Below are 12,500 nucleotides of genomic sequence, written 5' to 3' on the forward strand. Positions count from 1 at the left end.
ATGATGAATACAGTAAAGGAAAAATGGCCTGAAATTATCGAACATCTCAGGGTAGAACACGAGTTATCCAATGTATCATTCAATACATGGATACAACCGTTGAAGGTCTACGATGTTGTAGACAATACCGTATTTATATTGGTAAATATGAATGCGAGTGTAGAATATATAGAGAAAAAATATCAGCTTCCATTAAAGGTATGCATTGCGGAGACTACCGGAACTGAATATGACGTTGTCTTCATTTCGGAAGATGATGACAGACTGAATGAGATCCAGAATATGGCCATTGAAGCGAATCAGAAGAAAAAAAGCAAAAGTGCTGCGGAGAAAGCCGGGCTGAATCCGAAGTATACATTTGATACCTTCGTTGTCGGCGGGAATAATAATTTCGCCCACGCAGCTTCCCTTGCTGTTGCCGAATCTCCGGGAGAAGTATACAATCCTCTCTTCTTATATGGAGGTGTTGGACTTGGAAAGACCCATTTGATGCACTCGATCGCGCATTTTATTCTGGACAAGAATCCAAAGAAAAAAGTACTCTATGTAACCAGTGAGACATTTACAAATGAGCTGATCGAAGCTCTGAAGAACGGTAAAACCGCCGGAAACGAGTCCGCAATGTCGAAATTCCGCGATAAATACCGTAATAATGATGTACTTTTGATTGATGATATCCAGTTCATTATAGGAAAAGAAAGTACACAGGAAGAGTTCTTCCATACATTTAACCATCTGCATACTTCCGGAAAGCAGATCATCATATCGTCTGATAAGCCGCCGAAAGATATTGAGACTTTGGAGGCCAGACTTCGTACGCGCTTTGAGTGGGGTCTGATCGCTGATATTTCATCACCTAACTATGAAACCCGTATGGCGATTCTTCAGAAGAAGATCGAACTGGATCATTTGGAAAAATATAACATTCCGAATGATGTACTCGAGTATATCGCAACGAACGTTAAGACAAATATCCGAGAACTTGAAGGCTCTCTTAATAAGCTGATCGCACTTTATAAGCTGAACAATAACGAATCCATCGATATTGCGCTCGCAGCAGAAGCATTAAAAGACATCATTTCTTCGGATAATAAGAGAGAAGTTACACCGGAACTGATCCTGGATATCGTTTCCGATCATTTTGGTGTGTCTATTGCCGACCTCAAAGGCGGCAAACGTAACGCCGAGATCGTCTTTCCGCGCCAGATTGCCATGTATCTGATCCGTAATATGACAGAAACTTCATTAAAAGCAGTCGGTGTCATCCTTGGGGGAAAAGATCATTCTACCATCAAACATGGAATCGAAAAAATCGAGAACGAATTACAGGCGGACGAGACTCTTTCTAACACTATTAATATCATAAAGAAGAAGATCAACCCGGCTTAGCCTTATTTTGCTGTTTTCAGCTGTGAATAACTATGTGGAAAATCTAATTATCATATGTGGATAACTATGGGATAGCCTTGGGAAAACCACAGGATTTCTGCAACTGTCTTTAGAAACGAAAAAGTTTTCAACAACAGTTCCACACATAATCCAGTCAGATTCCACAGAGTTTTCAAAGCCGATTTTCCTTGCAAACAGTGGGCTGGAGGCACTTTTCCTCTTTTCCACATCCCCTAAGACGGCTGAGGCGGAAACTATTTTATTTATTTATCCATTACACACGTGCGAAAGGAGTTATACACACATGAAAATTACCTGCAGTAAATCTAATCTGGTCAAAGGTGTCAGTATTGTTTCCAAAGCAGTTCCTTCTAAAACAACAATGCCAATCCTTGAATGTATCTTAATCGATGCAACAACAGATATTATCAAATTAACAGCTAATGATATGGAACTTGGTATCATGACAGAAATCTCCGGAGACATCATCGATCGTGGTATGATCGCAATCGATGCGAAAATTTTTTCAGAAATCGTTCGAAAACTTCCGGATAATGAAGTAACGATCGAAACGTTAGATAATCTTCAGACCGTGATCACCTGTGAAAAAGCAAAGTTTGATATTGCCGGCAAACCTGGTGATGAATTTGCCTACTTACCGATTATCGAAAAAGAAGATTCTATCGAAATCTCTCAATTCACATTGAAAGAAGTCATTCGTCAGACTATTTTCTCAATCTCTGACAGCGAGAGCAACAAGCTTATGACCGGTGAATTGTTTGATATCAGTGACAATATTCTGAAAGTTGTTTCGCTTGACGGACACAGAATTTCCATCCGTAAGGTTCCGCTGAAGAAAAGTGTTGCGGACAGAAAACTGGTTGTACCGGGAAAAACCCTGATTGAGATCAGTAAGATCCTTTCGGGAGAAGCTGAGAATGTGGTATCGATTTCATATACAAAGAACCATATCGTGTTCGAATTTGATAATACCATCGTGGTATCCCGCCTGATCGAAGGTGAATACTTCAGAATCGATCAGATGTTATCCAGTGATTACGAGACAAAAGTAAGAATTAACAAAAAAGAACTGCTCAGCTGTATCGACCGTGCAACACTTTTGGTAAAAGAAGGCGATAAAAAACCGATCATCATCAACATCGGCGATGAACTGATGGAATTAAAAATCAAATCCCAGATCGGATCCATGAATGAAGAGATCATGATCACGAAAGAAGGAAAAGATCTGCTGATCGGATTCAATCCGAAATTCCTGATCGATGCACTCCGTGTTATCGATGATGAGGAAGTGACGATCTATCTGATGAATGCAAAAGCACCTTGCTTTATCAAGGATGATGCGGAAAGTTATGTCTACCTGATCCTTCCGGTCAACTTTAACTCCGCAGCATAGGACTGTCCAGGAAGACCTGAAGAGAGCCTTTTCGGGTACGAAATAAAAAAACAAGATAAAATGCAGGAATGCTTGCAAAAGTATATAGCGATGAGTATAATAAAACAACGGCTAAAAGAAGAAAAATATGCATAAAAATACAAAGAAATGCATATCCGGGAGAGGATACAAGACGTATGGAGACAATTATATTACGAGGTGAATATATCAAGCTTGGACAGGCTTTAAAAGCTGCGGGAATGGTGGAATCCGGAGTAGAAGCAAAAGAAGTGATACAGGAAGGTCTGGTCATGGTAAATGGCGAGACAGATACACGCCGCGGACGTAAGTTATATGGCGGCGATATCGTATTATTTGACGGAGAAGAGATCAGAATTGAAGGTTAATTCCCTGAAATTAAAGAATTTTAGAAATTATGATCTTCTGAATGTGGAGTTTGACGGTTCTACGAATATTTTTTACGGGAACAATGCGCAGGGGAAGACGAATATTCTGGAGGCGGTGTATCTGTCCGGAACGACCAAATCCCACCGCGGGTCGAAAGACAGGGACATGATACGGTTCGGTGAGGATGAATCCCACATTGAGACTGTGGTGGAGAAGAATGGTATCAGTTATCAGATCGACATGCACCTGAAGAAGAACAGCCCGAAAGGGATTGCGATAAACAAGATGCCGATCCGGAAAGCAAGTGAACTTTTCGGGATCGTAAATCTTGTATTCTTCTCGCCGGAAGACCTCAATATCATCAAGAACGGACCTGCAGAGAGACGTAGATTTATCGATCTGGAACTTTCGCAGCTCGATAAGGTGTACCTGAATAACCTGTCGAACTATAACCGTATCGTGAACCAGCGAAACCGTCTGCTGAAAGAGTTAAGTTTCGGCGGTAAGAAAGAACTTTCAGATACACTGGAAATATGGGAGATGCAGATGGTACAATATGGGGAGAGGCTGATCGCCAGAAGGAAAGAATTTGTCGCACAGATCAATGAGATCATTGCGAAGATCCATCAGAAGCTGACCGGCGGCAAAGAAAGCCTGCAGATCATATATGAGCCAAGTACGGGGGATCTGCCGTTTGAACAGGCACTGAAACGGTATCGTGACAGAGATCTCAGAATGAAGAGCACAACGGTGGGACCACACAGAGATGACATCGGATTTCTGACCGGCGATATGGATATTCGCAGATATGGCTCCCAGGGACAGCAGAGAACGGCTGCCCTGTCTTTGAAGTTATCGGAGATTGAACTGGTCAGGCTGGCAACGCATGACACACCGATACTTTTACTTGACGATGTATTGTCTGAACTTGATAAACACAGGCAAAACTATCTGTTAGACAGCATACATGATATACAGACCCTGATCACCTGTACAGGAGTTGAGGATTTTGTAAATCACCGCTTTTCAATAAACAAAGTGTTCCATGTCCAAAACGGACAGGTAACGAAAGAAAACTAGGAGGACTGAGAATGGGTACAGAAAAAGTACAGCATGAATACGGCGCAGATGAAATTCAGATATTGGAAGGTCTTGAGGCAGTCCGCAAACGTCCTGGTATGTACATTGGAAGTACATCTTCCAGAGGTTTGCATCACCTTGTATACGAGATTGTCGATAATGCCGTAGATGAAGCTCTGGCAGGCTTCTGTGATACGATTTATGTAACAATCAATAAAGACAATTCGGTGACCGTTATCGATAATGGACGTGGAATTCCGGTTGGTATCAACCACAAAGCAGGGCTTCCTGCGGTAGAAGTCGTATTTACCGTACTGCATGCGGGAGGAAAGTTCGGCGGTGGAGGATACAAGGTATCCGGAGGACTTCACGGTGTTGGAGCATCTGTTGTAAATGCGCTCTCCAACTGGCTGGAAGTAGAGATCTTCCATGATGGAAAGATCTACCAGCAGCGTTATGAACGTGGAAAAGTTACGGAGAAACTGGCAGTGATCGGAGAATGTGAAGAAGGAAAATCAGGTACAAAAGTCACATTCCTGCCGGACGATACCATTTTCGAGACAACGATCTTTGATTTTAATGTCCTGAAACAGAGATTCCGTGAGATGGCCTTCCTGACAAAAGGTCTGAAGATCGTGCTCAGTGATGAACGTGAGGAAGAACCAAAAGAAAGAACATTCCACTACGAGGGCGGGATCAAAGAATTCGTTTCTTACCTGAACCGGAGTGCGACACCACTTTATGAGCAGATCATTTACTGTGAAGGCATGGTTAATAATGTGTCTGTAGAAGTGGCTATGCAGCACAACGATTCTTACAGCGATAATACGTATGGATTTGTCAATAACATTACGACTCCGGAAGGCGGAACACACGTTGTCGGATTCCGTAATGCAATCACAAAGACATTTAATGACTATGCAAGAAAGAATAAGCTTCTGCGTGAAAATGAGCCGAATTTAAGCGGTGAAGATATCCGTGAAGGTCTGACAGCGATCATCAGTGTCAAGATCGAAGACCCGCAGTTCGAGGGACAGACCAAGCAGAAACTTGGTAACAGTGAGGCGAGAGGTGCGGTTGATAATGTGGTCAGCAGGCAGCTTGAGATCTTCCTTGAGCAGAATCCGACCGTTGGTAAGATCATTGTGGAGAAATCTGTGATGTCCCAGCGTGCGAGAGAAGCCGCAAGAAAGGCAAGAGACCTGACACGTAGAAAATCAGCACTTGATAACATGGCACTTCCGGGAAAGCTTGCAGACTGTTCTGACAAGAATCCGGAGAATTGTGAGATCTACATCGTAGAGGGAGATTCCGCCGGTGGTTCTGCGAAGACTGCACGTGACCGTGCGACACAGGCAATCCTTCCGCTTCGTGGTAAGATCCTGAATGTAGAGAAGGCAAGACTGGATAAGATCTACGGCAATGCCGAGATCAAGGCGATGATCACAGCATTTGGTACCGGAATCCATGAGGATTTTGATATTTCCAAGCTGCGTTATCACAAGATCATCATCATGACCGATGCCGACGTGGACGGTGCACATATCAGTACACTGCTTCTGACATTCATTTACCGTTTCATGCCGGAACTGATCAAGCAGGGATATGTATATCTGGCACAACCGCCGCTCTACAAGCTTGAGAAGAATAAGAAGGTATGGTATGCATACAGTGACGAAGAATTAAGCAAGATCATCGAAGAAGTCGGACGTGACGGGAATAATAAGATCCAGCGTTACAAAGGTCTGGGAGAGATGGATGCCGAGCAGCTCTGGGATACCACCATGGATCCACAGCACCGTATCCTCTTACGTGTAACGATGGACGATGAGACAACGAGTGAACTGGACCTTACATTCACCACCCTGATGGGTGACAAAGTTGAACCGAGACGTGAGTTCATCGTTGAAAATGCAAAATATGTCAAGAACCTGGATGTATAATAACAGCGTGTAGAAGAAAGGAGGAACAGAGATACTTACATCTCTGAGAGATTGATGGAAGACAATATATTTGACAAAGTCCACGAAGTGGATCTGAAACAGACAATGGAAACCTCTTATATCGACTACGCGATGAGTGTTATTGCGTCCCGTGCACTGCCGGATGTAAGAGATGGTTTGAAACCGGTACAGAGAAGAATTCTGTACTCTATGATCGAACTGAATAACGGTCCCGACAAGCCGCACAGAAAGTGTGCACGTATCGTCGGTGATACGATGGGTAAATATCACCCGCACGGTGACAGTTCGATCTATGGCGCATTGGTTAATATGGCACAGGAATGGTCTACCAGATATCCGCTGGTAGACGGACATGGTAACTTTGGTTCTGTGGACGGTGACGGTGCTGCCGCCATGCGATACACAGAGGCAAGACTGAGTAAGATTTCCATGGAATTAACGGCGGATATTAATAAAAATACCGTTGATTTTATTCCTAACTTTGACGAGACGGAGAAAGAACCTACCGTTCTGCCGGCAAGATTCCCGAACCTTCTGGTTAACGGTACTTCCGGTATCGCTGTAGGTATGGCGACCAATATCCCGCCGCACAACCTGCGTGAAGTGATCAATGCGGTTGTACAGATCATCGATGACCAGATCGAGGATAAAGAAGAGACAACGATCGAAGAGATCTTAAAGATCATCAAAGGACCGGACTTCCCGACCGGAGGTATGATCCTTGGAACCAGAGGAATTGAAGAGGCATACAGAACCGGACGCGGCAAGATCCGTGTGCGTGCGGTGACAGATATCGAGGCGATGCCGAACGGCAAGAGCCGCATCATCGTAAGTGAGCTTCCTTACATGGTGAATAAAGCAAGACTGATCGAGAAGATCGCAGAACTGGTACGTGATAAGAAGATCGACGGCATCACAGACTTAAGTGACCAGTCAAGCCGTGAAGGAATGCGCGTAGTCATTGAACTCAGGAGAGATGCCAATGCAAATGTTATCCTGAACCAGTTATACAAACATACACAGCTTCAGGACACATTCGGTGTGATCATGCTGGCACTGGTCGGCAACGAGCCGAAGGTCATGAACCTGATGGAGATGCTCAACTACTATCTGAGACATCAGGAAGAAGTTGTGACACGCCGTACACAGTATGAGTTAAATAAAGCCGAAGAACGTGCGCATATCTTACAGGGATTACTGATCGCATTAGATAACATCGATGAAGTGATCAAGATCATCAGAGGTTCACAGACTGTCCAGATCGCAAAATCAGAATTGATGGAGCGTTTCGGACTGACAGATGTACAGGCGCAGGCAATCGTAGACATGAGACTGCGTGCCCTGACAGGTCTGGAAAGAGAAAAACTCGAAGCAGAATATAAAGCACTGATGGAGCAGATCGAACATTTACGTGCGATCCTCGCAGACAGAAAGTTATTACTTGGCGTGATCAAAGAAGAGATCCTTGTGATCCGTGATAAATACGGAGATGAGAGAAGAACATCCATCGGATTCGATGAGTTCGATATCTCCATGGAAGACCTGATCCCAAGGGAAGATGTTGTCATCACGATGACAAAGCTTGGATATATCAAGAGAATGTCTCACGATACATTCAAAGCCCAGAACCGTGGAGGCAAGGGAATCAAAGGTATGCAGAAGCTGGACGAGGATTATGTAGAAGAACTCTTCATGACCAATACACATCACTACCTGATGTTCTTTACGAACACCGGACGTGTATACCGCATGAAAGCATACGAGATCCCGGAAGCAAGCAGAACATCCAGAGGAACTGCAATCGTGAATCTGTTACAGTTAATGCCGGGCGAGAAGATCAGTGCGGTCATTCCAATCGAGAAATATAACGATGACGAATATCTGCTGATGGCTACCAAGAAAGGTCTCATCAAGAAGACCCCGATCAAAGAATATGCAAATGTCAGAAAGACAGGACTTGCAGCAATCACACTCCGTGAGGAAGATGAGCTGATCGAGGTAAAATATACAGACAGCGATCATGATGTATTCATGATTACAAAGTATGGACAGTGTATCCGCTTCAATGAAAGTGATGTACGTCCGACAGGAAGAACATCCATGGGTGTCCGTGGTATGAACCTGGTAGACAGTGATGAAGTGATCGGAATGCAGATCGATTCACAGGGAACAGACCTGCTGATCGTGTCAGAATATGGAATGGGCAAACGTACTTCCATCGATGAATTCACAGCCCAGAACCGCGGCGGTAAAGGTGTGAAGTGCTACAAGATCACAGAGAAGACCGGTAACGTTGTAGGTGTGAAAGCAGTAGATGAGGACAATGAGATCATGATCATCAACACGGAGGGAATCATCATCCGTATGAAGTGTGACGGAATCTCAGAACTCGGAAGAGTGACATCCGGAGTGAAGCTTATCAACCTGCCGGAAGGCGATAAAGTAGCTTGTATCGCAAAAGTACGTAGAGGCGATGAATCCGAAGATGATCTGGTAGAGCCGGAAGAAAGTACAGAAGATGCAGAGAACGTAGAGACAGAAGAATAAAGATATAAAACGAGGCGGAAGATTAAAAAATTTCCGCCTCGTTTTTTGAAAAAATATTTTTATTTTTCCGCCTCATCTGCAGCAAGTTCACGAAGAATGATCTCCGCAGTCTTCTTCACAGTAGCAGCTACAAAGTCTGTACACTGTGCTTTACGTTCCGGAGAATTCTTCTCTTTGCCTTTTGTCAGAACACGGCAGCATGTTGCACCACAGTATTCCTTGAAGAAATCGTGGATTTCGTTCGAAAGCTTGAAACAGCGGTTAATCTTAGGATCACCAGGTGTCTTACGTCCGAAGAAATATCCGATACACATCGTTGCTCCGGCGAGTGCACCACAGATACATCCGCCTCCGCCAAGCCCCCATGGGAATCCGGAACTCATAGCAATCGCATCATCCGACATGTCCAGTTCAAAATTCTCCTTGATTGCATAAATGACAGATTCTGAACAGGCAAAACCCTGATTAAAGATGTCTACGGCATCCTTTTGAAGTTTCTCTAAATCTACATTTGTTGTCATTATAATCCCTCCTGAAAAATGTGTTAAATCCATTATACCACGGCGAAAAAAACTTGTATATCATCTTGGAACAGGGTAAAATAAAAAAGGACAGGTTTTTTTGAGCAGGAACAGAAGGTTCCCAAAAATCCCATGTCCCCAGGAGGATATAGATGAGAACGATCAATGTAAATACAATCACAGAAAATATAAAAGACATGTGCATCCAGGCGAATCATTTCCTTGCCGATGACATGGACAAAGCAATGAAACACGCACTGGAGATAGAAGAAGCACCACTGGGCCGTCAGATTCTGGATCAGCTGCAGGATAATCTGAAGATCGCTGCAGAAGACATGATCCCAATCTGCCAGGATACAGGTATGGCCGTCATCTTCATGAAGATCGGTAGGACGTACACTTCGAAGGAGGCAGTCTGGAAGATGCCATCAACGAAGGTGTCCGTCAGGGATACGTAGAAGGATTCTTAAGAAAATCCGTCGTAGGAGATCCGATCATCCGCGAGAATACCAAAGACAACACACCGGCAGTGATCCACTACAGTATCGTGCCGGGAGATAAAGTAGAGATAAAGGTTGCGCCAAAAGGATTCGGCAGCGAGAATATGAGCCGCGTATTCATGTTAAAACCAGCCGACGGGATCGAAGGAGTAAAAGAAGCGATCCTTACAGCAGTCAGAGAAGCAGGACCGAATGCCTGTCCGCCGATGGTAGTCGGAGTAGGAATCGGCGGAACATTTGAAAAATGTGCACTGATGGCAAAAGAAGCCCTTACAAGAGAAGCCGGATCCCATTCCGGAACTGCCTGGGTAAAAGACCTGGAAGAAGAGATGCTTGAGACGATCAACAAGCTTGGAATCGGACCGGGCGGACTTGGAGGAACGACCACAGCTCTTGCAGTGAATGTCAATACATACCCGACACACATCGCAGGACTGCCGGTTGCAGTCAACATCTGCTGCCATGTGAACCGTCATATCATCAGGGAGGTGTAAGTATGGACAAGCATATCACAGCACCAATTACAAAAGAAACAGCCAGATCTCTTCACGCAGGAGATTATGTATATGTCACAGGAACCATCTACACGGCAAGAGATGCGGCACACAAGCGCATGGATGAAGCACTGGACCGCGGGGAATCACTTCCGATCGATATCAAAGACCAGGCAATCTACTACATGGGACCATCTCCGGCAAGAGAAGGACGCCCGATCGGATCAGCCGGACCGACAACCGCCAGCCGTATGGACAAGTATGCCCCACGTCTGCTGGATCTCGGTCAGACGGTCATGATCGGAAAAGGCAAGAGAAGCCAGGCAGTGATCGATGCGGTGGTACGTAACGGATGCGTATACCTTGCAGCCATCGGAGGAGCCGGTGCACTGTTATCCAAATGCATCAAATCCTCAGAAGTCATTGCGTACGAAGACCTCGGAACCGAAGCCATCCGTAAATTACAGGTCGAGAACCTTCCGCTCATCGTAGTCATCGACAGCGAAGGCAATAACCTGTACGAAACTGCGATCAAGGAGTATGCAAAGATATGAGAAGAATCCTTCTGATGGTACTCCGGAATATTTTCTTCGTGCCGGTCTACTGGTACAAGTTATGCTACCATGCCAGACACGTAGACAAATATACGGAAGAAGAACACTATAAATTATTAAAATACATCGATCACCGGGCAAATACATCCGGGAATATCCATATCGAGGTACACGGGCAGGAGAACATCCCTGAACAGGACGGATTCATGTTCTACCCGAATCACCAGGGACTCTACGACGTGCTCGCCATTATGGAAGCATGCCCGCGCCCGTTCGCGGTAGTCGCCAAAAAAGAAGTGGCCGACGTACCATTTCTCAAGCAGGTATTCACCTGCATGAAGGCATACATGATCGACCGCGAAGATGTGCGTCAGTCACTGCAGGTGATCGTAAATGTCAGCAATGACGTGAAGAACGGAAGAAACTTTCTGATCTTCCCGGAAGGAACAAGATCCAGACAGGGCAATCAGGTACAGGACTTCAAAGGCGGCAGCTTCAAAGCAGCGACCAGGGCAAGATGTCCGATCATTCCGGTAGCACTGATCAACTGTTTCGTGCCGTTCGACTCTAAGACAACAGAACATGTCAATGTACAGGTACATTTCTTAGAGCCGCTGCTTTACGAAGAATACAAAGACATGAAGACAACAGAGATTGCAGCAATTGTAAGAGAGAGAATCCAGCATACGATCAATGAAAATGTATAAAAGGATTACAGGGAAATGAGAGAAAAAATATTACAGGTTAAGACATTCGGCAGTTTTTCCATGATATATGACGGAAAATCCCTGTTCGGAAGAAAAGTAGGAGAGACACAGTTCGCTTCCATGATGCAGATGCTGATACATGAAAGGAAAAAAGGTGTCAGCAGGGACCGACTGGAACAGGAACTGTTCGGGGAACGGGAAGTGGAAAATGTACATCATGCCCTTCAGAGCGTCATTTACAACGCAAAGAAGAGACTGGAAAAAGCAGGACTTCCGGATGTAAACTATATAGAGATCAGAAACGGTGTCGTCTATTGGAATGACGAGATTAAAGTACAGGAAGATGCAACCGAATTTGACCAGATATACAACAGAATAAAACATGAGAAAAATCCGGATAAAAAGATAAAAGACCTCGAAAAAATATTCGAGATCTATACCGGAGAATTCCTTGTGAAACGGCAGAGTGTGATCTGGGTTGCCATTGAAGCAAGACGGTATGAGGACATGTTCCGGGAATGTGTAGAAGAAGCAGCCGGACTGTACCGGGAAAAGAAGAACTATACACAGCTCGAACATCTCGGAGTATATGCATCGAATATCGAACCATTCTCCGATTGGGAAGCATTGACCATGGAAGCAATGGTTGCACTGGGAAGATACGAAGAAGCCACCGATCTGTATGCCGATACGGCAGAACGATATTTTGAAGAACGGGGATTAAAACCGTCCAAACGTCTTCTGGATTCCATGAACCAGCTTGGTAACCAGGTGATGCATTCCTACGACGTACTGGACAACATCCAGCATAATCTGGAAGAAAAAGGAATCCCGAAAGGGGCATACCTGTGCAGTTATCCGACATTCCGCGGAATCTATCATCATCTGGTGAGGATGCTGGAACGGAGCGGACAGTCGATCTATCTTATGCTGTGTACCATTG

Annotated in this window: 10 protein-coding genes and 1 pseudogene (1 of these 11 running past the window's edge); 10 read left to right on the forward strand and 1 reads right to left on the reverse strand. The window is 44.7% G+C overall.

From position 1 onward, the window contains the following. The first annotated feature begins 3 nt into the window (after positions 1-3). From dnaA to gyrA, 6 genes are all read left to right on the forward strand, one after another. Positions 4-1,389: a chromosomal replication initiator protein DnaA gene (gene dnaA, locus NKF87_RS00005; RefSeq protein WP_055284840.1), complete on the forward strand. Its 1,386-nt coding sequence runs from the start codon at positions 4-6 to the stop codon at positions 1,387-1,389. Between the two features lie 304 nt (positions 1,390-1,693). Then, entirely contained in the window at positions 1,694-2,803 is a 1,110-nt protein-coding gene (dnaN, locus tag NKF87_RS00010) for a DNA polymerase III subunit beta (protein WP_028087566.1), read from the forward strand. 176 nt (positions 2,804-2,979) lie between these two features. After that, a complete protein-coding gene (locus tag NKF87_RS00015; protein ID WP_028087567.1) occupies positions 2,980-3,189 on the forward strand; it encodes an RNA-binding S4 domain-containing protein in 210 nt (69 codons plus the stop codon). Continuing rightward, a complete protein-coding gene (gene recF / locus NKF87_RS00020; protein ID WP_055284836.1) occupies positions 3,179-4,270 on the forward strand; it encodes a DNA replication/repair protein RecF in 1,092 nt (363 codons plus the stop codon). The genes NKF87_RS00015 and recF overlap by 11 nt, the downstream gene beginning before the upstream one ends. Positions 4,271-4,281: 11 nt before the next feature. Continuing rightward, positions 4,282-6,213, forward strand: a complete 1,932-nt coding sequence (gyrB, locus tag NKF87_RS00025) for a DNA topoisomerase (ATP-hydrolyzing) subunit B (protein ID WP_117598109.1) — start codon at positions 4,282-4,284, stop codon at positions 6,211-6,213. A 54-nt stretch (positions 6,214-6,267) separates the two neighbouring features. Next, positions 6,268-8,781, forward strand: a complete 2,514-nt coding sequence (gene gyrA, locus NKF87_RS00030) for a DNA gyrase subunit A (RefSeq protein WP_055284832.1) — start codon at positions 6,268-6,270, stop codon at positions 8,779-8,781. A gap of 59 nt (positions 8,782-8,840) precedes the next feature. Here gyrA and NKF87_RS00035 read toward each other — a convergent pair whose 3' ends face one another. Then, complete coding sequence (locus tag NKF87_RS00035) at positions 8,841-9,302, reverse strand: C-GCAxxG-C-C family (seleno)protein (protein ID WP_044919805.1); 462 nt, start codon at positions 9,300-9,302, stop codon at positions 8,841-8,843. A gap of 152 nt (positions 9,303-9,454) precedes the next feature. Here NKF87_RS00035 and NKF87_RS00040 point away from each other — a divergent pair. From NKF87_RS00040 to NKF87_RS00055, 4 genes and pseudogenes are all read left to right on the forward strand, one after another. Continuing rightward, positions 9,455-10,296, forward strand: a pseudogene (locus tag NKF87_RS00040) (fumarate hydratase). Positions 10,297-10,298: 2 nt separating this feature from the next. Continuing rightward, a complete protein-coding gene (locus NKF87_RS00045; RefSeq protein ID WP_253583737.1) occupies positions 10,299-10,850 on the forward strand; it encodes a Fe-S-containing hydro-lyase in 552 nt (183 codons plus the stop codon). Next, a complete protein-coding gene (locus tag NKF87_RS00050; RefSeq protein ID WP_028087574.1) occupies positions 10,847-11,557 on the forward strand; it encodes a lysophospholipid acyltransferase family protein in 711 nt (236 codons plus the stop codon). The genes NKF87_RS00045 and NKF87_RS00050 overlap by 4 nt, the downstream gene beginning before the upstream one ends. Before the next feature lie 15 nt (positions 11,558-11,572). Beyond that, on the forward strand, positions 11,573-12,500 hold the 5' portion of the coding sequence (locus tag NKF87_RS00055) for a BTAD domain-containing putative transcriptional regulator (protein ID WP_253583739.1). 266 nt of this gene lie beyond the right edge of the window; 928 of the gene's 1,194 nt are visible here — the first part of the coding sequence; the start codon lies at positions 11,573-11,575; its stop codon lies off the right edge, out of view.

This window comes from Dorea longicatena, assembly GCF_024168045.1.
Taxonomy (GTDB): domain Bacteria; phylum Bacillota; class Clostridia; order Lachnospirales; family Lachnospiraceae; genus Dorea_A.

Bases quoted from the DNA above. Each gene is read 5' to 3' on its own strand.
- dnaA (WP_055284840.1), top strand. From the start codon at position 4: ATGAATACAGTAAAGGAAAAATGGCCTGAAATTATCGAACATCTCAGG.
- dnaN (WP_028087566.1), top strand. From the start codon at position 1,694: ATGAAAATTACCTGCAGTAAATCTAATCTGGTCAAAGGTGTCAGTATT.
- NKF87_RS00015 (WP_028087567.1), top strand. From the start codon at position 2,980: ATGGAGACAATTATATTACGAGGTGAATATATCAAGCTTGGACAGGCT.
- gyrB (WP_117598109.1), top strand. From the start codon at position 4,282: ATGGGTACAGAAAAAGTACAGCATGAATACGGCGCAGATGAAATTCAG.
- gyrA (WP_055284832.1), top strand. From the start codon at position 6,268: ATGGAAGACAATATATTTGACAAAGTCCACGAAGTGGATCTGAAACAG.
- NKF87_RS00035 (WP_044919805.1), bottom strand. From the start codon at position 9,302: ATGACAACAAATGTAGATTTAGAGAAACTTCAAAAGGATGCCGTAGAC.
- NKF87_RS00045 (WP_253583737.1), top strand. From the start codon at position 10,299: ATGGACAAGCATATCACAGCACCAATTACAAAAGAAACAGCCAGATCT.
- NKF87_RS00050 (WP_028087574.1), top strand. From the start codon at position 10,847: ATGAGAAGAATCCTTCTGATGGTACTCCGGAATATTTTCTTCGTGCCG.